The organism is Nocardioides sp. B-3 (genome assembly GCF_024703895.1).
In the GTDB taxonomy this organism is placed as follows: Bacteria; Actinomycetota; Actinomycetes; order Propionibacteriales; family Nocardioidaceae; genus Nocardioides.
Map to the genome: position 1 here is coordinate 2,698,612 of NZ_CP087968.1, position 23,362 is coordinate 2,721,973.

Consider the following 23,362-nt stretch of genomic DNA (forward strand, 5'->3'; position numbering starts at 1 on the left):
CGGCGAAGACAGCGACCGGCCGCTCAGACGGCGAGTCGGCGGGTGGCGACATTGTCGGCCGCGAGCCGCGCCCCGCTGTGTCCCGTGACCGCACGCAGGAAGTCGTCGCGGTCGATGACCCGGACGACGGTGTCCTCCGGGGCGGTGATCGTGGCTGTTCTCGGCACATCGCGAAGCAGCCCGATCTCACCGAAGAACTCCCCGGGCCCTTCGGCACGCAGTGCGCGCAGACCCTGCGTCACCTGGACCCGACCGCTCTCGATGATGAAGAAGAGGCTGGCGGCGTCCCCCTCACGCACGATTGTCTCTCCCGCACCGAATCGCAGCGACTCGGCGGCGCGTGCCAGCGTCTCGACGGCCCCCAGCGGGAGCGGGGCGAAGATGTCGATGGCTTCGAGGAGGTGGAGGTTGGCAGGCGCGACCAACGTCGAGTCCGGGCGTCTCATGCTCGGCAACAGGGATCCTGCGATGAGGGCGACGGGCATCGCCGGGGCCAACAGTGCAGCTCGCAAGCCCAACCACTCGATCAGGAACGGCATCGCGAGGGCACCCATCGCCATCGTCACGATGAAGCACGCCTCCAAGGTGCCGAACACCCGCCCGAGCAGCTCATCCGGCACCACCCGTTGCACGATCGTGTCGAGGTTGACGTCGACGAAGGCGTTGCCGAGCCCGAGCATGATCATCGCCACGACGCAGCTGAAGGGAGTCGGCCACGCCGTCACCATGGCCAGTGGAAGCGACCAGAGCGCGACGCCGACGATCAGGTCCGAGCTCAACCTGCCGCGCGAAGAGCGTGAGATGGCCACCATGCCCCCGGCGAGGGCGCCGAGCCCCAACGCGGTCTGGAGGTAGCCGAAGCCTCGCGGCCCGGTGCCCATGAGCGAGTCCGCCATCACCAGCACGAAGACGGTGGAGGCTCCGGAGACCACGGTCTGGGCGCAGGTCGCGGTGGCGATGAGCACCGGGCGTCGATCGCCGACGATCGTGTGGAACCCCGCCGAGATCTCCGCCCGATGGCTGCTGACGCGTTGGACCGCCTCCGGGGGCCGACCCGGTGCCGAGAGACGTGCCGGGAACGCCATCGACCAGAGGAAGGTCGTCACGTTGGCCGGGAGCACGATCTCGACGCTGGCGACCCCGAGGAGGGCAGCGGCCAGCGCTGGGCCGGCGAAGAAGGCCGGGGCGGTGATGGTGCTGGCGACTCCGTTGGCCGCGCTCAGCTCCTCCGGTCGCCGGGCGAGGCCCGGGAGCAGTGATCGCTGAGCGACCATGAACGGCGTGCCCGGGAGGGCCGCGAGAGTGGCGAGGACGAACACCGGTGCCGCAGGCGTGTCGAGGAACAGGCACAGCGCGGCAGCACCGACCAGGAGCGCACGCGCCCGGGTCCGCCAGGATCATCAGTCGCTTGCGCGACATCCGGTCAGCGAGTGCCGATGCGGACGGAGCGGTGACGGCCATCAGTGCATAGCGCACGGCCAGCCAGATGCCGACGACCTTGGCGCCGCCCTCGCCGTACGCCCAGACCGCGATGGCTGTGGCGTACGCCCAATCGCCGACTGACGAGCCGAGGAAGGCCAGCTCCACCCGGCTCAGGTCACGGTTGCCCGCCACTCGCCCCAGCGAACGGCGCAGTTCGTGGAGCGGCCCCGCCGGGGCGGGCCTCGCGAGTCATGGTCAGGGACGCTAACCGGGGCTGGTGACCGTGGTGTGCCGCCAGTGCAGACATCACCGATCTGGGTGATGGTGCCCCCGCGGACGCGGAGGATCCTGAAGGGTGGATCTCGGGTGAGTCCGTCCCGATGGAGGCACCCCATGCGAAACCTGATTCGCCTCGCGCTTGCGGGGAGGCATCGCGGCTTCCCTGATCGGAGTGGCCGCGCTCTCCGCTGCTCAGCCCGCGGGCAACGTTCCCGCACACCACCACTACGTCAACGTCGACGGCAAGATGGTGGAGGTGGGCCCGAACGTCTGCGACATGCCGTCGCTGCAGCACGCGTTCAACCAGTTCCATGCCCACGTCCACGTCGGAGAACCCGGCACGTTCGCGATGGACCACGACCACAACCGGACGGACATCGCCGCGGTCCGCCCCTGCTGAGAGCAGGCACTGGCACAGCGGAACGGATCTGTCCGCTGGAGCACCTAGCGTGGGCGCCATGGAGATGAAGCTCGAGCTGATCATGGTGCCCGTGACCGACGTCGACGAGGCCAAGGCGTTCTACGAGAAGGTCGGCTTCGTCGTCGACCACGACCAGACCGTGAGTGACGAGATCCGGTTCGTCCAGCTGACCCCACAGGGCTCGGCCTGCTCGATCGCGATCGGGCGCGGCCTCACCCAGATGGAGCCCGGCTCCCCTGGACAACCTGCAGATCGTGGTGGCGGACGCCGATGCGACGCACGCCGACCCGGTTGAGCGCGGCATCGAGGTGAGCGACGTGCAGGACCTCGCGTGGGGTCGCTTCGTCCGGTTCGCCGACCCGGACGGCAACCGGTGGGCGCTGCAGCAGCTGCCCGACTGGTCGGCAGCCGCGACCGGGTGATCCGTGGGCAAGTGAGAGGTATGCCATAGGTCCACCGGAGGCGCGGTCGGGTGGGTCGGGCCTATTGTGCCCACCATGACCGACGTCCCCGCCAAGCTCGAGGGTGGCCTCTCCGAGCCCGCAGAGCTGGAGCCCGAACAGGGTTCGCTCCGACTGGCATCGCCCGATGACGAATACGACGCCACAGCTCGGGAGGCGGCCACGGCCGCGGTCCTGCGCAAGGCGCGCAAGCTGACCGACGACGACCCGGACTCCGCAGTGTGGGCCAAGCTCACCCGGACCACCCTCGACGGGATCGAGGTCGCCCCGATCGGTTCCGCCGCCGACCTCGACGACTCGGTGACGCAAGGTCGCCCGACCCGGGCCACCGACTGGGACATCCGCGCGCACATCAGCGGTCCCGACGGGGCGCTGGCCAACGAGGCCATGCTGATCGACCTCGACAACGGCGCGACCTCGCTCTGGGTCGAGCTCGGCGCCGGTCTCACCGCCGACGACCTCCCGCGTGCCCTGCAGGGCGTGCTCCTCGACCTCGCCCCGGTGGTCCTGTCCGGTACGTCGACCGCCGCCGCGCAGGCCATCGTCACGCTCGCCGACGACACCGGCGTCGACCTGCACCCCGGCACCAACCTCGGCGCCGACCCGCTCGCGGGCGACCTCGTCGAGATCGCCACCATCGCCCGCCAGCACGGCGTTCTCGGTGTCGTCGCGTCCGGGCTGCCCGTGCACGAGCAGGGCGCCAGCGACGCCCGGGAGCTCGGCGTCGTCATCGCGGCGGGCATCACCGCGCTGCGCACGCTGACCGAGGCCGGCTTCACCGCCGACGAGGCCGCGGCCGTCATCGAGTTCCGCCTCGCCGTCACCGACGAGCAGTTCCCCTCCATCGCCAAGCTCCGCGCAGCAGCGCCGGCTCTGGGCCCGCGTGCTGGAGGCCTCCGAGGTTTCGACAGGCTCAGCCGACGGTTCGCCGCAGATGCGCCAGCACGCCGTCACCTCCCGTCCGCAGATGAGCAAGTACGACCCCCGGGTCAACATGCTCCGCGGCACCGTCGCGGCCTTCGCCGCCGGCGCCGGTGGTGCCGAGTCCGTCACCGTCATCCCGTTCGACGAGCCGCTCGGACTGCCCGACGCGCTCGGCCGTCGGGTCGCCCGCAACACCTCCTCGCTGCTCATCTCCGAGTCGCACGTCGCCCGCGTCGCCGACCCCGCCGGTGGCTCCTACGCCGTCGAGAAGCTGACCGACGACCTCGCGATCGCTGGCTGGGCCGAGCTCCAGAAGATCGAGGCCGCCGGGGGCCCGGCCGCCGACACCGGCCTCCCCGCCCGCATCGCCGCGGTCGCGGCTGCTCGCGACGAGCAGGTGGCGCTGCGCAAGCGGCCGCTGACCGGCGTCAGCGAGTTCCCCAACCTCGGTGAGTCGCTCCCCGAGCGCGTCGCGTCCACGATCGGTGACGACGTGCGCCGCTACGGCCACGCGTTCCGAGGAGCTCCGCGGCGAGCCGGCGAGCACGCCGGTCTTCCTCGCCACCATGGGCACCGTCGCCGCGCACACGGCGCGAGCGACCTTCGCCACCAACCTGTTCGCCGCCGGGGGAGTCGCCGTCGTGGCGGCGGGCCCGACTGACGGTGTCGAGTCGGTGCTGGCGGCGTACAACGGCGAAAAGGTCGTCTGCCCGGCCGGGCCGGATGCGGCGTACGCCGAGTGGGGCACCGCTCTCGCCACGGCCCTGCGCGACGCAGGGGCCACGCACGTGATCATCGCCGGGAAGCCGATCGACGGGGTCGACGACTCCTGCGCGATGGGCGTCAACGCGCTGACCTTCCTGACCACGACGAGGGAGAAGCTGGCATGAGCATCCCGAACTTCGCCGAGATTCCGTTGGTTCCGGCACGGTCGCAGAGCGACCAGCTCAACCAGCCGGACGCGGGTGGGGAGGCATGGGCGTCCCCCGAGGGCATCGACATCCTCCCGACCTACGGACCCGAGCACCTCGAGGGCCTCGACGCCCTCGACACGTGGCCCGGCATCGCGCCGTTCCTGCGCGGGCCCTATCCGACGATGTACACCACGCAGCCGTGGACGATCCGGCAGTACGCCGGTTTCTCGACCGCCGAGGAGTCCAACGCGTTCTACCGGCGCAACCTCGCGGCCGGCCAGAAGGGCCTGAGCGTCGCCTTCGACCTCGCGACCCACCGTGGCTACGACTCCGACCACCCGCGGGTGCGCGGCGACGTCGGCATGGCCGGTGTCGCGATCGACTCGATCTACGACACCCGCACGCTCTTCGACGGCATCCCGCTCGACGAGATGTCGGTGTCGATGACCATGAACGGCGCGGTCCTGCCGGTGCTCGCGCTCTACATCGCGGCGGCCGAGGAGCAGGGGGTGAAGCCGGAGCAGCTCGCGGGGACGATCCAGAACGACATCCTCAAGGAGTTCATGGTCCGCAACACCTACATCTACCCGCCCGCGCCGAGCATGCGGATCATCAGCGACATCTTCGCCTTCACCTCGCAGAAGATGCCGCGCTTCAACTCGATCTCGATCTCCGGCTACCACATCCGGGAGGCCGGAGCCACGGCCGACCCGGAGCTCGCCTACACGTTGGCAGACGGTGTGGAGTACATCCGAGCCGGCCCGGGCACCGGCATGACCATCGACCAGTTCGCGCCCCGCCTGTCCTTCTTCTGGGCCATCGGCATGAACTTCTACATGGAGATCGCCAAGATGCGCGCGGCCCGTGCGCTGTGGGCGCGACTGGTGCGCGAGTTCGACCCGAAGAACCCCAAGTCGCTCTCGCTGCGCACGCACTCGCAGACCTCCGGCTGGTCGCTGACCGCGCAGGACGTCTTCAACAACGTCGGCCGCACCTGCATCGAGGCGATGGCCGCGACCCGGGGCCACACCCAGTCGCTGCACACCAACGCCCTCGACGAGGCGATCGCGCTGCCGACCGACTTCTCCGCGCGCATCGCCCGCAACACCCAGCTGCTGCTGCAGCAGGAGTCGCGGACGACCGAGATCATCGACCCGTGGGCCGGTTCCTACTACGTCGAGCGGCTCACGCACGACCTCGCCGAGCGGGCCCGGGCGCACATCCTCGAGGCCGAGCAGGCCGGCGGCATGGCCAAGGCCATCGAGCAGGGCATCCCCAAGATGCGCATCGAGGAGGCCGCGGCCCGCACGCAGGCCCGCATCGACGCCGGCTCACAGAAGGTCATCGGCGTCAACACCTACCGCCTGCCCGTCGAGGACAAGCTCGACGTGCTGCGCGTCGACAACGACGACGTCTACAAGCAGCAGGTCGCCAAGCTGGAGCGGCTGCGCGCCGAGCGCAACGACGATGACGTACGGCGATCGCTGGACGCTCTGACGAAGTCGGCCGAGGCCGGTCCGGTCGGAGGTGGCTCCCTCGAGGGCAACCTGCTCGCGCTCGCGGTCGACGCCGCGCGTGCCAAGGCCACCGTCGGCGAGATCTCCGACGCGCTGGAGAAGGTCTACGGCCGCCACCGGGCCGTGATCCGTACGATCAGCGGCGTGTACCGCGACGAGGCCAACAACGCTGCCGACGGCAAGGTCGCCGAGGTCCTCGCGGCCACCGACGAGTTCGAGGCCGAGGAGGGGCGCCGCCCGCGCATCCCGGTCGCCAAGATGGGCCGGGACGGCCACGACCGCGGCCAGAAGGTCGTCGTCACCGCCTTCGCCGACCTCGGCTTCGACGTCGACGTGGGCCCGCTGTTCTCGACGCCCGAGGAGGTCGCCCAGCAGGCGATCGACGCCGACGTGCACATCGTCGGGGTCTCCTCGCTGGCCGCCGGCCACCTGACGCTGCTGCCTGCCCTCAAGCAGGCGCTGGCCGACCGGGGCCGCGCGGACATCATGATCGTCATCGGCGGCGTGATCCCGCCCGACGACGTGCAGACGCTCAAGGACATGGGTGCCGCCGCGGTGTTCCTGCCCGGCACGGTGATCGCCGACTCGGCGCTCGACCTGCTGGCGCGACTCCGTGACGCCTGACGTCCCCACCCTCGTCGAGGGCATCCGCGCCCGCCAGCGGGCCGCGGTGTCCCGGGCGATCACGCTCGTCGAGTCGTCCAAGCCCGAGCACCGGGTGCTCGCGCGCGAGCTGCTGGCTGAGCTGGTGGGCAGCGAGACGGCGGTCCGGGTCGGCATCTCGGGCGTCCCCGGCGTCGGCAAGTCGACCTTCATCGAGGCCCCGGGGCTCGCGGCTGACGGCCGCCGGTCATCGCGTCGGGGTGCTCGCCGTCGACCCGTCGTCCGTGCGCACGGGCGGATCGGTGCTGGGTGACAAGACCCGGATGGCACGCCTGTCGGTCGATCCCAACGCGTTCATCCGGCCCTCGCCGAGCGCCGGCACGCTCGGCGGTGTCGCCCGCGCGACCACGCAGGCGATGCTGGTGCTCGAGGCCGCGGGCTACGACGTCGTGCTCGTCGAGACCGTCGGCGTGGGCCAGTCCGAGGTCACCGTCGCCGGCATGGTCGACACGTTCCTCTTCCTCACCCTCGCCCGCACCGGTGACCAGCTGCAGGGCATCAAGAAGGGGATCCTCGAGATCGCCGACGTCATCACCGTCAACAAGGCGGACGGCGACCGCGAGCAGGAGGCCCGGGGGCTGCCCGCGAGCTCGCCGGTGCGCTGCGCCTCGTGCGCGGACACGGCGAGTGGGCGCCCCCGGTCGTGACCTGTTCAGCCCTCAACGACGTCGGCGTCGACGACGTGTGGGCGCGGGTCGAGGCGCACCGCGAGCACCTCGGCAAGGACGGCCTCGCCCACAAGCGGGCCGGCCAGCAGCTCGACTTCACCCGGGCGCTGGTGCGCGACGAGCTCGACCAGCGGCTGCGGCGCTCGCCCGGCGTCGCGGCGATCCGCGACGACGTACGCAAGGCCGTCCTGACCGGCGAGCTGGCCGCTCCGATGGCCGCCGACCGGATCCTCGCGGCGTACGACTCCTGATTCCGCCACGGAAGTCCCGACCGGCCACTACGCTGCCGCTCGTGAGTGAAACTCGGCGAACTCTCCGTGTGCTGGCCGTCGGCCCGGCCGGCCTCGTGCTCCTCTCCGGTTGCGGTTCCGACGAACCGAAGGCGAGCGTGCCGACCGAGACCACGACGGCCGAGGCTGCGATCAAGCAGGGAGCCATCCGGCTCACCGCGCCGGCCAACGAGGACGAGCTGGCGCGCAAGTCGGGCGGGGGCGGCACCTTCAAGGTCAAGCTGCGCAAGGGCGGACTCGTCTACGTCTACGTCGTCTGCGACGGTTCGGCGCCGGTGACCGTGTCGGTCGACGCGGCGTCGCGAGACGACGACGTGCGCGCGACCTGCGACAAGCTGGTCGAGAAGAGTGAGTTCCCCACTGATCGGGACGAGCCGCTGACGGTCCAGATCACCGCGGCGGAGTCCGTCACCCGGCAGGCCCCGGTCACCCGCAGCTGACCCGGCGCGGAATGGTCCCGAGCCACGCCGTGGCCTCAACTAGGCTGGACGGACCATGTCCGACACCCCCGCAGGCGACTCGCCGACCACGCTCATCACCACAGTCGTCGACAAGTACGCCGACCAGCTGATCGACTTCCGACGTGACCTGCATGCCCATCCGGAGCTGGCGTGGACGGAGTCACGCACCACCGGCAAGGTGATCGACGCACTCGCCGACACCGACTGGAAGCTCACCGCGATCGCGGGGGGCGGGCTGATCGGCGAGATCGGATCGGGCGAGCGGCTCGTCGCGTTGCGAGCCGACCTCGATGCGCTGCCGGTGGAGGACCAGACCAAGGACCCGTGGGTCAGCACCGTGCCCGGCGTGGCCCACGCCTGCGGCCACGACGTGCACACCGCGGGCCTCGTCGGCGCCGCGCTGGCCATCGACCGTGTGCACGGCAGCGGCCTGCTGCCCGGCCGCGTCCGGCTGCTCTTCCAGCCGGCCGAGGAGATCATGCCGGGGGGAGCGCTGCACCTGATCCGGAGCCGGTGCCCTCGACGACGTGCACCGTGGTCTTCGGCCTGCACTGCGACCCCAGCCTCGACGTCGGTCGCCTCGGCCTGCGCGAGGGGCCGCTCACCGGAGCCGCCGACTCTCTCTTCGTCCGGCTCGGTGGCAAGGGCGGGCACACCAGTCGCCCGCACCTCACCGAGGACCTCACCTTCGCGCTCGGCAAGCTGATCACCGAGCTGCCCGCCATCCTCAGCCGCCGCCTCGACCCGCGCGCCGGCGTCAGCCCGGTGTGGGGCATGGTCCGGGCTGGTGCGGCCGCCAACGTCATCCCCGGCCGGGGCACGCTCGCCGGCACGGTGCGCATGCTCGACGCGGTCGCGTGGGCGGACGCGGAACACATCGTCCGCACTCTCGTGGGACAGATCGTGGCGCCGTACGGCGTCTCGGCCGAAGTCACCTATCAACGAGGTGTGCCGCCCGTGGTCAACGACGCTGACGCGACCGCGGTGCTGGCCGGCGCCGTCGAGCGGGTGCTCGGCGTCCACGGACACGTCTCCACCACGCAGAGCCCGGGGGGCGAGGACTTCGGGTGGTACCTCGACCGGATCCCCGGGTCGATGGCGCGCCTCGGCACCCGCACCCCCGGCGGGGCGACCTACGACCTGCACCGGGGGCAACCTGCGGGTGGACGAGCGCGCGACCGGCATCGGCGCGCGGGTGCTCGCCGAGGCCGCCGTGGCGGCGCTGACCGCTTGAGCGGCCAGCGCCTCTATTCCTTCTGGTAGGGGATGCCGTCGGCCGCGGGCGGTCGCGATCGACCGACCGAGCCGGCGACGGCGACGATGGTGATGACGTAGGGCAGCATCAGCATGAACTGGCTGGGCAACGGCTCCCGCGCCCCGAGGACGCCGAGCACGCCCCGGAGGTTGGACGCGAAGCCGAAGAGCAGCGCCGCCGGGGTCGCGCGGATGGGGTCCCACTTGCCGAAGATGACGGCGGCGAGGGCGATGTAGCCGGCACCACCGGTCATCTCGCGGTTGAACTGCGGCACCGACACCAGCGTGTAGAACGCGCCGCCCATGCCGGCGATCGCGCCCGCGAGCAGGATGGTGCGGTAGCGGGTCCGGTTGACCTTGACGCCGACGGTGTCGGCGGCCTTCGGGTGCTCGCCGACGGCGCGCACGCGCAGGCCCCCAGCGGGTGCGGTAGAGCGCGAACGTGACCAGCGCGACCGCGATGTAGAGCAGGTAGACGATCATGGTCTGGCGGAAGAAGATCGGCCCGACGAGGCGGGATGTCGCCGAGCACCGGGATCGGCACCCGCGGGAAACGCGGCGGCGAGTTGAGGGTGGCGGCGTTGGGGGCCAGCACTGGCTGAACAAGAAGCTCGTCAGGCCGATGATGAGCACGTTGAGCACGACGCCGACGATCACCCGGTCGACGAGGTAGGTGATGGCGAAGACACCCAGCATCAGCGCCACCGGGGCGCCCGCCAGCATGGCCGCGACCAGCCCTGCCCGGGGCGAGCCGGTCGAGGAGCCCACGATCGCGGCGGCGAAGGCCCCGAGCAGGAGCTGGCCGTCGATGGCGATGTTGACCACGCCCGCGCGCTCCCCGAGGACGCCGCCGAGGGCGCCGAACACCAGCGGCACGGCCGGGGCCAGCGAGCCCGCCAGCAGCCCGACCACCGGCAGCGAACCTCCCGAGGCCTCCTCGGTGAGGAAGCCCAGCATCCACGCCACCGCGAAGGCCACCACGATCCAGCCGGGGGTGGGACGCCCGGCGAGGTAGCGGCGCAGCGCCTCGGCGGTCAGCAGCGCGCAGACCGCGGTGAGCAGCCGGGCCGTGGGAACCGACGGGAGCGACACCTCGGGGAGCTGGAAGAAGTCGGACTCGGACGCCGGGCGGAACGTCGCGTCCCCGGCCTCGCCCCCGCAGCAGCACCGGGGCCGCGAGGGCCGCGGTGAGCACGGCGAAGATGACCAGCGTCTTGCGACTCACCACGGTCACCACGGCGACGACCGGACCGGCCGTGTGCGGTGTCGGGGGTCAGAGCGGCGGTGGTGCTCACTTCGCCTCCTTGGCGGGGAGTCGGAAGATCGCGCGCACCGGGGGCGGCGCGGCGATGAACAGGACGATGAGGGACTGCACGACCAGCACGATGTCGACCGGGATGCCTTCTGAGGCCTGCATGGCGAAGCCGCCGGCCTTGAAGGCGCCGAAGAGGATGCCCGCACCCGGGATGCCCAGTGGTCGGGACCTGCCGAGCAGCGCCACGGTGATGGCATCGAAGCCGATGCCGGCGTCGAGGTCGGTCGTGACTCCGCTGGTGACCGTGCCCGGGACTCGGTTGGCGCCGGCGAGGCCGACGAGCGCGCCGGCGATCAGCATCACCACGGTGTAGGTCATGCCGACGTTGATGCCCGAGGCGCGGGCGGCGTGGGGGTTGTCCCCGACAGCACGGATGCGGTAGCCGAGGGTCGAACGGTTGAGCAGCCACCACACGATGGCGACCGCGATGAGCGCGAGCACGAAGCCGAGGTGCAGGTTGAACTGGTCGCCCAGCACCTTCGGCATGACCGCCGACTCCTTGGCCGGCGACGACTTCGGGGTTGGCCGAACCGGGAGCCTGCAGGAGGCTCTTGCGCGACAGCGCGAAGAAGACGAGGTAGTAGCCGACGTAGTTGAGCATGATCGTCACGATCACCTCGTGGGCGCCCGTGCGGGCCTTCAGCAGACCCAGCGATCCCGGCCCACATGGCGCCGGCGACCATGCCGGCGAGGATCGCCAGCGGCAGGTGCACGATGAGCGGCAGGTCGAACTTGAACGCGACCCAGCCGGACGCGGCACCGGCGAGCAGCATCTGGCCGCGGCCGCCGATGTTGAAGAGCGCGGCCCGGAAGGCCAGCCCGACACCGAGCCCGGCAGCGATCAGCGGCCCTGCGAACTTCAGCGTCTCCGTCAGCGGCCGGATCTGGCCGGCGAAGGTGTCGACGCGGTCGTTGTAGACCGAGCCCCGGAACAGTGCGGTGTAGGCACCCCAGATGGCGTCCCACGTGGCCCGGAAGAAGTCGCCCGGACGAGCGAAGACGTAGGACGCGGAGGCCCGGACGTCCTCGTCGGTGAGCGCGATCATCAGCGACCCGACGACCACCGCGAGGAACACCGCTAGGAAGCCGGCCAGCGCGTTGCCGGAGGCGATCTCGCGCAGCAGCGACTCCGAGCGGGTCGGGCCTTCCGGGTGGTGTCTGCGTCTTCGTGCTGGTGCGGGTCTCGGGGGCGGGCTTGGGGGTCTCGGTGCCGCTCACGCGACCACATCCTTCGGGCGCTCGCCGGTCATCATCAGTCCGAGTGTCTCGCGGGGTGTGTCGCCGGGCACGATGCCGATCACCTGCCCGCGGTAGAGCACCATGATCCGGTCGGCGAGGGCGACGACCTCGTCGAGCTCGGTCGACACGACGAGCACGGGGATCCCGCTGTCTCGGGTGGCCACGACCTGTTTGTGGATGAACTCGATCGAGCCCACGTCGACGCCGCGCGTCGGCTGGGCAGCGACGAGCAGGCGCAGGTCTCGCGACAGCTCGCGAGCCACCACGACCTTCTGCTGGTTGCCGCCGGAGAGCTTGCCGGCTTGCGTGTGGATGCCCGGCGCACGGACGTCGTACTCCTTGAGCTTCTTCTCCGCGAACTCGTCGAGCGCGGCCTTCTTGAGGGAGCCCCGGCTGACGAAGGGCGACTTGAAGCTGCGGTTGAGCATGAGGTTCTCGGCGATCGTGAAGCCGCCCACGAGACCGTCGACCTGTCGGTCCTCGGGGATGAAGCCGACACCCGCGTCGAGGATGCTGCGCACCGACCGGCCGATCAGCTGCTTGCCGTCGAGGGTGATCGAGCCCTCGACATGGTCCTCGAGGCCGAGCAGGGCCTCGGTCAGCTCGGTCTGGCCGTTGCCCCGGACGCCCGCGACGGCGAGCACCTCGCCGGCCTTGATCGTGAAGCTGATGCCGTCGAGGTGGACTCGGCCCAGCGCGTCGACCACGCGGAGGTCCTTGACCACGAGCGCGTCCTCCCCGAGCTTCGGCGCGTCCTTGTGCACCGTCAGCTCGACCGGGCGGCCGACCATCAGCGCGGCCAGCTCGGCGTTGGTGGCGGTGGGCTCTGCCTCACCGACCACGGCGCCGCGGCGGATCACCGTGATCCGGTCGGCGATCGCGCGCACCTCGCGCAGCTTGTGGGTGATGAAGACGATCGCCTTCCCGGCTTCCTTGAGCTGGCGCATGATCTCCATCAGCTCGTCGGTCTCCTGCGGCGTCAGCACCGCGGTCGGCTCGTCGAACACCAGCACCTGTGCGTCCCGCGAGAGCGCCTTGATGATCTCGACCCGCTGCTGTACGCCGACGGGCAGCTCTTCGACGACGGCGTCCGGGTTGACGTGGAACCCGAAGCGGGAGGAGATCTCCAGCACGCGCTCGCGGGCGGCGTCGACGTCGAGGGTGCCGGCGAAGCCGGTCGACTCGTTGCCGAGCATGACGTTCTCCGCGACGGTGAAGACCGGGATGAGCATGAAGTGCTGGTGCACCATGCCGATGCCGGCGGCCATCGCATCACCGGGGCCGGCGAAGTGCTGGACCACTCCGTCGAGCTCGATCTCGCCCTCGTCGGCCCGGTAGAGGCCGTAGAGGACGTTCATCAAGGTGGACTTGCCGGCACCGTTCTCACCGAGCAGGCAGTGCACCTCACCGGGCAGCACGTCGAGCGAGATCCGGTCGTTGGCCACCAAGGAACCGAACCGCTTGGTGATGTTGCGAAGAACAAGCTTCATGGGACCGCATCCTATTCACGCGATGTGTCGTGGGACACGCAAAGGGGGCCGACTTGGCAGCCGGCCCCCACGCGTGGAGCAACATCCCTGACTTCACCGTGAAATCAGGATTTTCGTCACGGAGCGAGGTAGGACGTGACCTCGATCGAGCCGTCGATGATGCCGGCCTTGACCGTGTCCAGCTTGCCCCGGAGCTCCGGGGAGACCTTGTCCTCGAAGTTGTGGAACGGGGCGATGCCGACGCCGTCGTTCTCCAGCGTGCCGACGTAGGCCTCGAAGTCGAAGTCGTCCCGGCCCGCGGCCATGATGGCCTCGTAGGTCGAGACCTTCATGTTCTTCAGGATCGACGTCAGGATCACGTCCTGCGTGTTCGGGTCGGTCTCGTAGACGTCAGCGTCGACGCCGAGCATCGCGACGTCCTTGCCGGAGTCCTCGATCGCGGTCAGCGCGCCCCGGTAGATCGGGCCACCCACGGGCAGGATCACGTCAGCGTCCCGGTCGAGGATGCGGCGAGCCGTGCTGGTGGCCGCCTCGTTGGCCTCGAAGCCACCGGTGAAGGAGCCGGTCTTGCCGTTCCAGCCGACGACCTTGATGTCCTTGCCGTTCTCCTCGGCGTAGTAGTCGGCGCCCTGCTTGAAGCCGTCCATGAAGATCGTGACGGTCGGGAACTCCATGCCGCCGTAGGTGCCGACGACACCGGTCTTGGTGTAGTCCGCGGCCGCGTAGCCGGCCGGGAAGGCCGCCTCGGCGGTGTTGTAGAGCAGCGGCTTGACGTTGTCGACGTCCTTGGTGCCGTCGAAGTCGTTGTCGGCGGCGTCGTCGATGAGGACGTACTCGATCTCCGGGTTGGCCTTGGCCGACTCGACGGTGGCCGCCGAGAGCGCGAAGCCGACGGTCACGATCGCGTCGCAGCCCTCCGCGACGAGGCTCTCCGTGTTGGGGCCGTAGTCGTTCTCGCTGTTGGACTCGACGTCGATCAGATCGACACCCAGCTCGTCAGCGGCCTGCTTGGCGCCTTCGTAACCGAGCTGGTTGAAGGACTTGTCGTCGAACCCGCCTGCGTCGGAGACGATGCACGGGGTGAAGTCGGGGGCCGAGGCCTCCGTCCCGGTGCCGTTCTCCTCCTCGGGCGCGTCGCCACATGCGGCCGGGGTCGCGGTCGCCAGCAGCGCCGCGATGCCGCCCACGACGGCCTTCTTCGTCTTCCTCACAGATGCCTCCAAATTCAGTGGTCCACGGGATGGGACCGCACACCGGGTGAATGATGCCCGCAAGAAGTCCGGTGTGGAAGGCAATACACAAATCCGGTGCCGGTTTGAGACCTGACCGTTCCTCGATACGCCATAGTGAGGCCGGTGGACTGGACCGAACTTCGTGCCGAGGCCGTGAGCGCCATGCGACGCGCCTATGCGCCCTACTCCCACTACCCCGTCGGGGCGGCCGCCCTCGTGGACGACGGCCGGCTCGTCGTCGGCTGCAACGTCGAGAATGCGGCGTACGGCGCCACGCTCTGCGCGGAGTGCGGGCTGGTCTCCGAGCTGCACGTCACGGGAGGCGGCCGCCTGACACACTTCGTGTGCGTCAACGGCAACGGCGACGTGATCATGCCGTGCAGGGCGCTGCCGGCAGCTGTTGTGGGAGCACGGTGGCGCCGACATGCTGATCGAGACCCCCCGGGGCGTGCGCCCCATGGCCGAGATGCTGCCCCGGGCATTCGGCCCCGACGACTTGTTGACCGACCAACCGAAGGACGTGTGAATTGGCCACCCACGATGCAGTCGAGGTCATCAGCGCCAAGCGCGACAAGGGCGAGCTGAGCGACAGTCAGATCGACTGGGTGATCGATGCCTACACACGTGGTGACGTGGCCGACGAGCAGATGTCGGCACTCGCGATGGCGATCCTCCTGAACGGGATGGTGCCGCGCGAGATCGCGCTGGACCGCGGCGATGATCGCCTCGGGTGAGCGGATGGACTTCTCGAGCCTGTCGCGCCCGACCGCGGACAAGCACTCCACCGGCGGGGTCGGCGACAAGATCACCCTGCCGCTCGCGCCGCTCGTGGCGGCGTGCGGAGTCGCCGTACCCCAGCTGTCGGGTCGCGGCCTCGGCCACACCGGCGGCACCCTCGACAAGCTCGAGTCGATCCCGGGGTGGCGAGCGGCGCTGTCCAACGAGGAGATGTTCGCCCAGCTCGAGTCCGTCGGCGCGGTCATCTGCGCGGCCGGTGACGGACTCGCGCCCGCGGACAAGAAGCTCTATGCCCTGCGCGACGTGACCGGCACGGTCGAGGCGATCCCGTTGATCGCCAGCTCGATCATGTCCAAGAAGATCGCCGAGGGGACCGGGGCGCTCGTGCTCGACGTCAAGGTCGGCACCGGCGCGTTCATGAAGGACGTCGCGAGGGCGCGCGAGCTCGCCGAGACGATGGTCGACCCGGGCAAGGACGCCGGCGTGCACACGGTGGCGCTGCTGACCGACATGAGCACCCCGCTCGGCCTGACCGCGGGCAACGCGATCGAGGTGGCCGAGTCCGTCGAGGTGCTGGCCGGGGGAGGACCTGCCGACGTCGTCGAGCTGACCCTCGCCCCGGCCCGGGAGATGCTCGCGGGTGCCGGTGTGACCGACGTCGACCCGGCCGAGAAGCTGGCAGACGGCTCGGCGATGGACGCCCGGGCAGGACATGATCCGCGCCCGGGGCGGCGACCCCCGATGCCACGCTGCCCGTGGCCGGGGAGTCGCACGTCGTCACTGCGCCGGCGCGCGGCACGCTCACCCGCCTCGACGCCATGGCCGTCGGCCCGGCCGCCCGGCGCCCGGGCGCCGGCCGCGCCCGCAAGGAGGACCCGGTGCAGGACGGCGCCGGCGTCGTCTGGCACGCCCGGCCGGGCGACACAGTGACCGAGGGGCAACCGCTCTTCACGCTGCTGACCGACGAGCCCGAGCGCTTCGACCGTGCCCCGGCCTCGCTCGAGGGCGGCTACACGGTGTCCTCCGACGACGGCGGGGCCGAGGTGTTCACACCTCAGGACCTGATCTCGGACCGCATCAGCTGAACGCCGCAGTCCACACGCCTGCCGGGCAGGGCGTGTGGACTGTCACTGCGCCCGGCTACTTGTTCGGCCAGTTCCCGGGGTTGTTCATGTTGTCGCTGGACGATTCGCTGATCTTGGGCCACTGGTTGTTGGCCAACCCATCGAAGCCGGCCGTCAGCAGCTCCCAGCTCTCCGAGGCCCAGGGTGATCTGGTTCTTCCAGAACGTTCCCAGCAGGATGGCGACGTCACCGATCTTCTGGATGATCAGGGCGAAGGCATCGGCGATGGTCGAGATCCACGCACCGAGAGCCTTGCCCACGTCGGCGCAGCTTCCGATGACGGAGATCGCCTGCGTCGCGTAGTCGAGGAAGTTGGTGATGAGGTCCAGCCACAGCTGCAGGATCTGGTCGGCCCCGTCGCGGGTCAGGTCGCCACCGGACTGCAGGTTGTTGGCCAAGGCCAGCAACGCGTCGTTCTGCTCGCCCGCCACGGTCGCGTAGGAGTTGTACGCCGCGCCCTCCCACGTGTTGCCGAGGTTGGTGATGTCCTGCATCAGCGTGTTCTGCTGGTAGAGCGTGGACTTGGCGGCGATGAACTTCTTGGAGTAGTCGATCAGCTCGACGGGGTTGCCGGTCAAGTCGCTCACTGCGTCAGTGACCTTCTGGGCGACTTCGTTAACGCCTTTCTGGATCTCCGGCTGGAGCTCGTCATTCCACTTCTTGATCGCCTTCTCCGCCTCGGACTCGCCCGGCACCGGGCGCCCCAGACCGGCGATGACGCCGCTCGCGGCATCCTCGAGCTTGCCGGCTGCCCAGTTGGCCTTGTCGACGATGTCGCCGATCATGGTTCCGGTCTTGTCGTCGATGTCGTCGACGAGGTCCCAGAACGTCTGCAGGTCCGTCAGTCATGGTGGTAACCCGTCTCGTCGATGAGCTTGTCGAGCTGCGAGGCCTCGGTTGCGGCAGTCGCGTCGGTCTCGTCGTAGTCGTTTGCCGTGGAGACCAGCGCCTTGTCGAGGTAGTTGAAGCTGTACGCCGCGTCGGTCAAGCAGTTCGAGATGTCGCTGGTCCATTCGTTGTACATCTCCTCCACGCCCTCACCGCCGGCCATGAAGCCGAAGGACGATCCTTGGCCGGACAACGCGGTCATCGAGATCGTCGTGGACGCCGACGCCGACACCGCTGCAGCACAGGTCGAGGCGGGCCTGTCGGCTGCGGCATCGGCTGCGGACGACACCTTCTGACACGTCTGGCCGGTGTGTCGGCGCGCCCCGCTCCAGCCACCCTGCCTGTCAGCTGAGCAGCAGCACCACGAGCTCGGCCACGCAGGCGGGCTTGTCGACACCCTCGATCTCGAGGGTGTGCTTGATGATCAGCTGCTTGCCGGTGGGGAGATCCGTGACGTCGCCGAACGAGACGTGCGAGCGCAGTCGCGAGCCGACCGGGACCGGGTGCGGGAAGCGCACCTTGTTCAGCCCGTAGTTGAGGCGTGCGCCCGGGGTCTCGAGCGCGAAGGACTGCTGGTTGAAGTAGGGCAGCAGGCTGACCGTCAGGAAGCCGTGGGCGATCGTCGCGCCGAACGGGCCTTCCTTGGCGCGCTCCTCGTCGACGTGGATCCACTGGTGGTCACCGGTCGCGTCGGCGAACTGGTTGATCCGCTCCTGCTCGACCAGCAACCAGTCGGTGGTGCCGATCTCGGAATTGGCCGCAGCGGCGACCTCGTCAAGCGTGGTGAAAGTGCGCATGGCTGGAAGGATAGGCACATGTCAGTCCCCACCCGCGACGATGTCCGCCGCGCACCGAAGGTCCTCCTGCACGATCACCTCGACGGTGGCCTGCGACCGCAGACGATCATCGACCTCGCGGCTGACTGTGCCCACGAGCTGCCGGCCTCGGACGCGGAGAGCCCGGCGCGGTGGTTCGTCGAGTCCGCCGACTCCGGCTCGCTCGAGCGCTATCTCGAGACCTTCGACCACACGGTCGCCGTGATGCAGACCGGGCCGGCCATCACCCGGGTCGCGCGCGAGTGCGTGGAGGACATGGTCGCCGACGGGGTGGTCTACGCCGAGGTGCGCTACGCCCCCGAGCAGCACGTCGAGCAGGGGCTGACCCTCGACGAGGTGGTCGCCGCCGTACAGGAAGGCTTCGACCGGGGCACTGCCGCCGCGGGTGGTCGTGTCGTCGTACGCCAGCTCCTGACCGCCATGCGTCACCGGGCCCGCTCCATGGAGATCGCGCAGCTGGCGATCGCCCGGCGCGACCGCGGGGTCGCCGGGTTCGACATCGCGGGCGCGGAGGCGGGCTTCCCTCCCACCCGTCACCCGGACGCGTTCGAATACCTCCAGCGCGAGAACGCGCACTTCACGATCCACGCCGGCGAGGCCTTCGGCCTGCCGTCGATCTGGCAGGCCATCCAGTGGTGCGGGGCCGCGCGGCTCGGGCACGGCGTGCGGATCGTCGACGACATCACCGTCAACGACGACGGTTCCGTGGAGCTCGGTCGGCTCGCGGCGTACGTCCGGGACAGCCGCATCCCGCTCGAGATGTGCCCCCGCTCCAACATCCAGACCGGGGCCGCCGCATCGATCGCCGAGCACCCGATCGGGCTGCTGACCGGGCTGCGGTTCCGTGTCACCGTCAACACCGACAACCGGTTGATGAGTCAGACCACGATGACCGACGAGATGTCCGGGCTGGTCGAGGCCTTCGGCTACACGCTGGAGGACCTGCGGTGGTTCACCATCAACGCGATGAAGTCGGCGTTCCTGCCCTTCGACGAACGTCTCGCGATCATCAACGACGTGATCAAGCCGGGTTATGCGGCGCTGATCAGCGAACGCTGATCACGAACCGGGGGCTCACGCCAGCCGGCGAGCAACAGCCGGCCGGCGACCCACTCGTCGCGGGTGATCCGCACGACCCGGCCCGAGCTCGGCTCGTAGGCGCGGACCGCGTCGTCGAGGGGTTCGATGACCAGCACCACGTGGCGCGGTAGCCAGCGGCTTCCGACATAGGCGGGGACGACGGCACCGGCGGCGAGACTGGTGGTCATGGCCGACCCGGGCGTGCCCGGGCCGGAAGCGGGCCGCGACGACGCGACCGCGACCCGTGCGGCGACCGACCCGGCGGACCAGCGCCCACGGGGGAGTGCCGATCGCGCGCAGCCGGGGTGTCTGGATGGCGCCGCTGGCATCGACCGGTCCGGTGATGCGCCGGTGCATGGCCCGCACCTCGCGGTCGAACTCGTCGTCGCCCCCGGCCAGCAGCCGGCGGGCGTAGCCGTCGTTGCGCAGGGCCTCGGCCATCACCGCGACCGCTGCCCCGCAGCTGCGCCGGTCGGGTTGCTGGAAGCGGCGCCCCAGCACCGGGCGGCCGGTGTCGGACAGGTTGCTCATGCCGGGCTGCGGTCGGCGGTCAGACGAGCGAAGGCCACGTCAGGCGTGGCCACGTCGCAGCCCAGCTCGACGGCGTGCGCCACCACTCGCTGCTGGTCGCGCATCAGGGCGAGCCCCCGCCGGACCAGCATCAACGGGGGCTTGCGCCGCTCACGCAGATCGCGGCTCAGGCGCCGCCAGAACGTCACGACGGGTCGTTGGGTGATGCAGTAGGCCGCTTCGAGCAGCCCGGCACGACGGCAGTCGGGGACGATCTCCGGCGCGAAGATGCCCTCGGCGACGAAGACGGGCGAGCGCGCGAGGTCGAGTGTCTGGGAGCCGCATCGGCCGTTCTGCGAGATCTCGTAGACGGGCACCTCGGTCGCACCGTCGCGGCACAGGGCGGTGAGGGCCGCGAGTGCGTCGTCGTGCAGCCACGAGTCGGGGTGGTCCCAGTCCACGAGGCCGGCGTTGGCGCCGGCCGCGATCGTCGGCAGGCTGGGATCGTCGCCGTCCTTGTAGAAGTCGTCGAGCCTCAGCACCGGGAGGCCGAGACGCTCAGCCAATCGAGACTTGCCTGCCCCACTGGGTCCGGCAAGGACGATGACTCAGGCGCGCACGGTGGCCAGTGTCTCAGGCCGCGATGACTTTGGGGATTCCGGGTTCCGGGGGCACCATCAGCACCTATCGTCAGCCCAGCAATTCCCCCAGCCTTTGAGAGGCAGCACCATGTTCGGCTCCCACGCCACCAGCACCCCCGAGCCGACCGACCTCGAGTCGGCCGACCCCGGATCCGGGAACACCCGTCTCGCTGTCATCGGCGTGGTGCTGGCACTCGTCGTCGCCTCCGGTTGGTTCGTCGTGTCGCTGTTCGGCGACGACGGATCCGCCGCCGCCGACTGCACTGCGGCCGATGTCACCACGGTGACCATGGCCGTGGCGCCCGCGATGGCCGACCCGGTCGACGAGGCGGTCGACGCGATGGGGGAGAGCGCGCAGTGTATCGAGCTGGAGGTCACGACCGCGACGGTGGCCGAGGTCTCAGCCGCTCAGGACGAGGTCGACGAGGGTGAGGTGAACGCGCTCCCCGATCTGTGGGTGCCGGACTCCCCGGCCCGGCAGCTCGTGCTGAGCGATGCCGGCCTCACCGGCAAGGCGATCGTGCCCGCGCTGGCGACCACCCCGGTGGGACTCGCGAGCGGTTCCGAAGATCCGCGTGCCCCGCACCCGCTCGAGGCGCTCAGCTCGCCGCGGCTGGTGAAGAACGACCCGAAGGAGAACGGCGCCTCGGCGCTCGCCATGGTGGCGCCCTTCTCGGAGGCCGCCGAGGGCATCGGCGACATCGCCACCGCACAGCGCTCGATCGTCCCGGTCGCCCAGCGGTTCGGCGCCAAGGTCGCAGCCGGTCGGCTCCGCCCGATCACCATCGACACCATCCCCGGCGGCAGCAAGCGGCTGATCCCGGTCACCGAGCGCGACTTCCTGATCGCCAAGCGCGGCAACGACGCCCTCACCCGGGTGGAGCCCGGCACGGGTGTCGCCGTGCTCAACTTCCCGCTGGTGCAGCCCAATGCCGGCGAGGGCGGTATCGGCGTCGGCACCGGTTCGCTCGACGTCGCCGGTCGCACCGGCGAGCGGCTCGCGCAGTGGTTCACCACCGAGGAGGGCCTCGCCGCGATCGCCGGGGACCAGCTCCGGGCGCCGGACGGTGGCCCGCTGCCGGACGACGAGAGCGTCACCACCAGCAAGCAGCTGCCCGCGGCCGAGTCCAGCCGGGTCAGGGCCACGATGGAGAGCTGGTTCACCCTGACGGTGCCGTCCAGCATCCCGGCGGTCCTCGATGTCTCCGGCGCCATGAGCGCCTCCGTCGGCGGCACCACCCGACTCTCCCTCGCCACCGGTGGCGCCCCGGCCGCGCTCTGGCGCGCTGCCCGACCACGCTCGGGTCGGCATGTGGCAATTCTCCAACGATATCGGCGACGCCGGTGAGGACTGGCGAGAGGCCGCACCGCTGCGCCGCCTCGACGCCCCCATCGGTGACGAGAAGACCCGGGTCGACCTGATCCGCCAGCAGATCTCCGGCGCTCCAGCCTATGCGGGCGGTTCCACGGGTCTGTACGAGAGCGTCCCGGCCGCCTACCGGCTGGCGACCCGCGAGTACAACCCCGCCTACGTCAACAGCGTGGCCGTCTTCTCCGGTGGCGTGAACAACACCGGCTCCCTCACGCTCACCGAGCTCGTCAGCGAGCTGGAGTCGCTGCACGACCCGGATCGTCCCGTGCTCCTCGTGATGATCGGGATCGGCGGCGGCGCCGACCGGGCGGCACTCACGCAGATGGCCGCGGCCACCGATGGTCGCGTGTTCGAGGCGAACACTCCCGACGGCCTGCTGACGGTGCTGGCGCAGAGCCTGCTCAGCCGCTGAGGTTGGACCGGGCGGCGCCCGATCGGGATCAGATCCCGATCGGGTGCCACACCGTCTTGGTCTCGAGCCAGTGGGTCAGCCGGTCGATGCCGGGCGTGGCCAACCAGTCGACGGGAGCCTCGGGGGCCCGCCGGACCCGCTTGAGGTTGTCGGCCGCCGCGATCTCGAGCGAGGTGGCGAGCTCGGGGTCGGTGACCCCGGTCAGGTCGATGCCGTTGACGTCCATGTGCGAGGCCAGCCGGGGCGCGATCTCCGCGACGGAGCCGGTGAGCATGTTGACCACGCCGCCGGGCAGGTCGGAGGTCGCCATCACCTCGCCCGGGGTGATCGAGGTCAGCGGGTGTGCCTCGCTGGCGATCACGACGCAGGTGTTGCCGGTGACGATGACCGGCGCGACGACACTGACCGGGCCCGGGAGCGGACCGCTCGGGGCGACGACTGCGACGACGCCGGTCGGCTCGGGCGAGGAGATGTTGAAGTAGGGCCCCGCGACCGGGTTGGCGGAGCTGACCACCGGGTGATCTTGTCCGCCCATCCGGCGTACCAGACCAGACGGTCGATGGCGGCGTCGACGAAGGTGTTGGCCTTCGCGGCCGTGACGCCCTCGGAGGCGCGCAGCTCGGCGACGAACTGGTCGCGCCGGCCCTCGAGCACCTCGGCGATGCGGTAGATGACCTGACTGCGGTTGTAGGCGGTCTTCGAGGACCAGCCGCCGAACGCCTGCCGGGCCGCGATGACCGCGTCGCGGGCGTCCTTGCGGCTGGCCTGCGCGGCGTTGGCCATCAGGTTGCCCTTGGCGTCGTTGACGACATAGGACCGCCCCGACTCCGAGCGGGGGAACTGGCCGCCGATGTAGAGCTTGTAGGTCTTCTTCACGTCGATGCGAGCCATCACTCGGTTCCCTTCAGGTATGCCGCAAGGCCGGGCAGGCCGCCCTCGCGACCGAAGCCGGACTCCTTGTAGCCACCGAACGGCGACGTGGGGTCGAACTTGTTGAACGTGTTTGCCCACACCACGCCGGCGCGCAGCTGGTTGGCCATCCAGAGGATGCGCGAGCCCTTGTCGGTCCACACGCCGGCAGAGAGGCCGAAGGGCGTGTTGTTGGCCTTCTCGACCGCTTCCTTCGGGGTGCGGAAGGTGATCACGGACAGCACCGGACCGAAGATCTCCTCGCGGGCGATGCGGTGGGCTCAGGTGACGCCGGTGAACAG

General features: G+C 70.2%; 24 protein-coding genes and 7 pseudogenes. 16 read left to right on the forward strand and 15 right to left on the reverse strand.

Translation table 11 applies throughout. The annotated features are described in order from the left end of the window. Window positions 1-23: 23 nt before the first annotated feature. Window positions 24-1,319 (reverse strand): cyclic nucleotide-binding domain-containing protein, encoded by a 1,296-nt coding sequence (locus tag LP418_RS17910; protein ID WP_257953088.1) that lies wholly within the window; start codon window positions 1,317-1,319, stop codon window positions 24-26. Between the two features lie 554 nt (window positions 1,320-1,873). Here LP418_RS17910 and LP418_RS17915 point away from each other — a divergent pair. The 10 genes and pseudogenes from LP418_RS17915 to LP418_RS17960 all read left to right on the forward strand — a co-directional run bounded on the left by LP418_RS17915 (window position 1,874) and on the right by LP418_RS17960 (window position 9,283). Further along, window positions 1,874-2,101, forward strand: coding sequence for a hypothetical protein (locus LP418_RS17915; protein WP_257953089.1), 228 nt, complete (start codon window positions 1,874-1,876; stop codon window positions 2,099-2,101). Between the two features lie 58 nt (window positions 2,102-2,159). Continuing rightward, window positions 2,160-2,417 carry a hypothetical protein gene (locus LP418_RS17920; protein WP_257953090.1) on the forward strand — a complete coding sequence of 86 codons (258 nt, stop codon included), beginning with the start codon at window positions 2,160-2,162 and terminating at the stop codon, window positions 2,415-2,417. Between the two features lie 202 nt (window positions 2,418-2,619). After that, window positions 2,620-3,387, forward strand: a pseudogene (locus tag LP418_RS17925) (methylmalonyl-CoA mutase family protein); the annotation flags it as partial. 79 nt (window positions 3,388-3,466) lie between these two features. Beyond that, window positions 3,467-3,913, forward strand: a pseudogene (locus tag LP418_RS17930) (methylmalonyl-CoA mutase family protein); the annotation flags it as partial. Between the two features lie 79 nt (window positions 3,914-3,992). Next, on the forward strand, window positions 3,993-4,397 hold the full coding sequence (locus LP418_RS17935; protein ID WP_257953091.1) for a hypothetical protein: 405 nt from the start codon (window positions 3,993-3,995) through the stop codon (window positions 4,395-4,397). Continuing rightward, a complete protein-coding gene (scpA, locus tag LP418_RS17940) occupies window positions 4,394-6,562 on the forward strand; it encodes a methylmalonyl-CoA mutase (protein ID WP_257953092.1) in 2,169 nt (722 codons plus the stop codon). The genes LP418_RS17935 and scpA overlap by 4 nt, the downstream gene beginning before the upstream one ends. Next, a pseudogene (gene meaB, locus LP418_RS33770) lies at window positions 6,552-7,520 on the forward strand (methylmalonyl Co-A mutase-associated GTPase MeaB). The gene scpA and the pseudogene meaB overlap by 11 nt, the downstream one beginning before the upstream one ends. A 41-nt stretch (window positions 7,521-7,561) precedes the next feature. Then, entirely contained in the window at window positions 7,562-7,999 is a 438-nt protein-coding gene (locus tag LP418_RS17950; protein WP_257953093.1) for a hypothetical protein, read from the forward strand. A gap of 55 nt (window positions 8,000-8,054) precedes the next feature. Beyond that, window positions 8,055-8,516: pseudogene (locus LP418_RS17955) on the forward strand (M20/M25/M40 family metallo-hydrolase); the annotation flags it as partial. A 38-nt stretch (window positions 8,517-8,554) separates the two neighbouring features. After that, a complete protein-coding gene (locus LP418_RS17960) occupies window positions 8,555-9,283 on the forward strand; it encodes a M20/M25/M40 family metallo-hydrolase (RefSeq protein WP_257953094.1) in 729 nt (242 codons plus the stop codon). Here LP418_RS17960 and LP418_RS17965 read toward each other — a convergent pair. The 6 genes and pseudogenes from LP418_RS17965 to LP418_RS17985 all read right to left on the reverse strand — a co-directional run bounded on the left by LP418_RS17965 (window position 9,268) and on the right by LP418_RS17985 (window position 14,529). Further along, window positions 9,268-9,681, reverse strand: coding sequence for an ABC transporter permease (locus tag LP418_RS17965; RefSeq protein ID WP_257953095.1), 414 nt, complete (start codon window positions 9,679-9,681; stop codon window positions 9,268-9,270). The genes LP418_RS17960 and LP418_RS17965 overlap by 16 nt on opposite strands. A 67-nt stretch (window positions 9,682-9,748) precedes the next feature. Continuing rightward, window positions 9,749-10,231, reverse strand: a pseudogene (locus LP418_RS33775) (ABC transporter permease subunit); the annotation flags it as partial. Between the two features lie 334 nt (window positions 10,232-10,565). After that, window positions 10,566-11,003, reverse strand: coding sequence for an ABC transporter permease (locus LP418_RS17970; RefSeq protein ID WP_257953096.1), 438 nt, complete (start codon window positions 11,001-11,003; stop codon window positions 10,566-10,568). Further along, window positions 10,904-11,665 carry an ABC transporter permease subunit gene (locus tag LP418_RS17975; RefSeq protein ID WP_257953097.1) on the reverse strand — a complete coding sequence of 254 codons (762 nt, stop codon included), beginning with the start codon at window positions 11,663-11,665 and terminating at the stop codon, window positions 10,904-10,906. Before LP418_RS17975 ends, LP418_RS17970 begins: the two co-directional genes overlap by 100 nt. 138 nt (window positions 11,666-11,803) lie before the next feature. Further along, window positions 11,804-13,318 (reverse strand): ABC transporter ATP-binding protein, encoded by a 1,515-nt coding sequence (locus LP418_RS17980; RefSeq protein ID WP_257953098.1) that lies wholly within the window; start codon window positions 13,316-13,318, stop codon window positions 11,804-11,806. A 116-nt stretch (window positions 13,319-13,434) separates the two neighbouring features. Continuing rightward, entirely contained in the window at window positions 13,435-14,529 is a 1,095-nt protein-coding gene (locus LP418_RS17985; protein ID WP_257953099.1) for a BMP family lipoprotein, read from the reverse strand. A 183-nt stretch (window positions 14,530-14,712) separates the two neighbouring features. Between LP418_RS17985 and LP418_RS17990 the strand changes: the two are divergent. Continuing rightward, window positions 14,713-15,076 (forward strand): annotated as a pseudogene (locus LP418_RS17990) (cytidine deaminase). 1 nt (window position 15,077) lies between these two features. After that, a pseudogene (locus LP418_RS17995) lies at window positions 15,078-16,373 on the forward strand (thymidine phosphorylase). On the opposite strand, the gene LP418_RS18000 reads toward LP418_RS17995, so the two are convergent. Beyond that, window positions 16,343-17,197: a hypothetical protein gene (locus LP418_RS18000; protein WP_257953100.1), complete on the reverse strand. Its 855-nt coding sequence runs from the start codon at window positions 17,195-17,197 to the stop codon at window positions 16,343-16,345. The pseudogene LP418_RS17995 and the gene LP418_RS18000 sit on opposite strands and share 31 nt — an antisense overlap. Window positions 17,198-17,253: 56 nt before the next feature. Continuing rightward, window positions 17,254-17,463: a hypothetical protein gene (locus LP418_RS18005; protein WP_257953101.1), complete on the reverse strand. Its 210-nt coding sequence runs from the start codon at window positions 17,461-17,463 to the stop codon at window positions 17,254-17,256. Between LP418_RS18005 and LP418_RS18010 the strand changes: the two genes are divergently transcribed. Further along, the gene (locus LP418_RS18010; protein ID WP_257953102.1) at window positions 17,462-17,596 is read left to right on the forward strand and encodes a hypothetical protein; all 135 of its coding nucleotides are present in this window, start codon (window positions 17,462-17,464) and stop codon (window positions 17,594-17,596) included. The genes LP418_RS18005 and LP418_RS18010 overlap by 2 nt on opposite strands. Window positions 17,597-17,644: 48 nt before the next feature. On the opposite strand, the gene LP418_RS18015 is transcribed toward LP418_RS18010, so the two are convergent. Beyond that, window positions 17,645-18,097, reverse strand: a complete 453-nt coding sequence (locus LP418_RS18015; protein WP_257953103.1) for a MaoC family dehydratase — start codon at window positions 18,095-18,097, stop codon at window positions 17,645-17,647. A gap of 18 nt (window positions 18,098-18,115) precedes the next feature. On the opposite strand from LP418_RS18015, the gene LP418_RS18020 reads away from it, so the two are divergent. Beyond that, entirely contained in the window at window positions 18,116-19,195 is a 1,080-nt protein-coding gene (locus tag LP418_RS18020; protein ID WP_257953104.1) for an adenosine deaminase, read from the forward strand. 15 nt (window positions 19,196-19,210) lie between these two features. Here LP418_RS18020 and LP418_RS18025 read toward each other — a convergent pair whose 3' ends face one another. Together LP418_RS18025 and LP418_RS18030 are read right to left on the reverse strand one after the other, a co-directional pair. After that, window positions 19,211-19,747: a hypothetical protein gene (locus tag LP418_RS18025; protein WP_257953105.1), complete on the reverse strand. Its 537-nt coding sequence runs from the start codon at window positions 19,745-19,747 to the stop codon at window positions 19,211-19,213. After that, a complete protein-coding gene (locus tag LP418_RS18030) occupies window positions 19,744-20,331 on the reverse strand; it encodes an ATP-binding protein (RefSeq protein WP_336276096.1) in 588 nt (195 codons plus the stop codon). The genes LP418_RS18025 and LP418_RS18030 overlap by 4 nt, the downstream gene beginning before the upstream one ends. A 124-nt stretch (window positions 20,332-20,455) precedes the next feature. On the opposite strand from LP418_RS18030, the gene LP418_RS18035 reads away from it, so the two are divergent. Continuing rightward, complete coding sequence (locus LP418_RS18035; RefSeq protein ID WP_257953107.1) at window positions 20,456-21,715, forward strand: substrate-binding domain-containing protein; 1,260 nt, start codon at window positions 20,456-20,458, stop codon at window positions 21,713-21,715. Beyond that, on the forward strand, window positions 21,678-22,151 hold the full coding sequence (locus LP418_RS18040) for a hypothetical protein (protein ID WP_257953108.1): 474 nt from the start codon (window positions 21,678-21,680) through the stop codon (window positions 22,149-22,151). The genes LP418_RS18035 and LP418_RS18040 overlap by 38 nt, the downstream gene beginning before the upstream one ends. A gap of 28 nt (window positions 22,152-22,179) precedes the next feature. Here the strand turns inward: LP418_RS18040 and LP418_RS18045 are convergent, their stop codons facing one another. The 3 genes from LP418_RS18045 to LP418_RS29935 are packed head-to-tail and all read right to left on the reverse strand — an operon-like array spanning window position 22,180 to window position 23,332. Then, window positions 22,180-22,623, reverse strand: coding sequence for an aldehyde dehydrogenase family protein (locus tag LP418_RS18045; RefSeq protein WP_257957082.1), 444 nt, complete (start codon window positions 22,621-22,623; stop codon window positions 22,180-22,182). Continuing rightward, entirely contained in the window at window positions 22,509-23,042 is a 534-nt protein-coding gene (locus LP418_RS18050; protein WP_257953109.1) for an aldehyde dehydrogenase family protein, read from the reverse strand. Before LP418_RS18050 ends, LP418_RS18045 begins: the two co-directional genes overlap by 115 nt. Continuing rightward, window positions 23,042-23,332, reverse strand: a complete 291-nt coding sequence (locus LP418_RS29935; RefSeq protein ID WP_272496346.1) for an aldehyde dehydrogenase family protein — start codon at window positions 23,330-23,332, stop codon at window positions 23,042-23,044. Before LP418_RS29935 ends, LP418_RS18050 begins: the two co-directional genes overlap by 1 nt. Window positions 23,333-23,362: the final 30 nt, after the last annotated feature.

Bases quoted from the DNA above. Each gene is read 5' to 3' on its own strand.
- LP418_RS17920 (WP_257953090.1), top strand. From the start codon at position 2,160: ATGGAGATGAAGCTCGAGCTGATCATGGTGCCCGTGACCGACGTCGAC.
- scpA (WP_257953092.1), top strand. From the start codon at position 4,394: ATGAGCATCCCGAACTTCGCCGAGATTCCGTTGGTTCCGGCACGGTCG.
- LP418_RS17980 (WP_257953098.1), bottom strand. From the start codon at position 13,318: ATGAAGCTTGTTCTTCGCAACATCACCAAGCGGTTCGGTTCCTTGGTG.
- LP418_RS18000 (WP_257953100.1), bottom strand. From the start codon at position 17,197: ATGATCGGCGACATCGTCGACAAGGCCAACTGGGCAGCCGGCAAGCTC.
- LP418_RS18010 (WP_257953102.1), top strand. From the start codon at position 17,462: ATGAAGCCGAAGGACGATCCTTGGCCGGACAACGCGGTCATCGAGATC.
- LP418_RS18005 (WP_257953101.1), bottom strand. From the start codon at position 17,463: ATGGCCGGCGGTGAGGGCGTGGAGGAGATGTACAACGAATGGACCAGC.
- LP418_RS18015 (WP_257953103.1), bottom strand. From the start codon at position 18,097: ATGCGCACTTTCACCACGCTTGACGAGGTCGCCGCTGCGGCCAATTCC.
- LP418_RS18020 (WP_257953104.1), top strand. From the start codon at position 18,116: ATGTCAGTCCCCACCCGCGACGATGTCCGCCGCGCACCGAAGGTCCTC.
- LP418_RS18025 (WP_257953105.1), bottom strand. From the start codon at position 19,747: ATGAGCAACCTGTCCGACACCGGCCGCCCGGTGCTGGGGCGCCGCTTC.
- LP418_RS18035 (WP_257953107.1), top strand. From the start codon at position 20,456: ATGTTCGGCTCCCACGCCACCAGCACCCCCGAGCCGACCGACCTCGAG.
- LP418_RS18040 (WP_257953108.1), top strand. From the start codon at position 21,678: ATGTGGCAATTCTCCAACGATATCGGCGACGCCGGTGAGGACTGGCGA.
- LP418_RS18050 (WP_257953109.1), bottom strand. From the start codon at position 23,042: ATGGCTCGCATCGACGTGAAGAAGACCTACAAGCTCTACATCGGCGGC.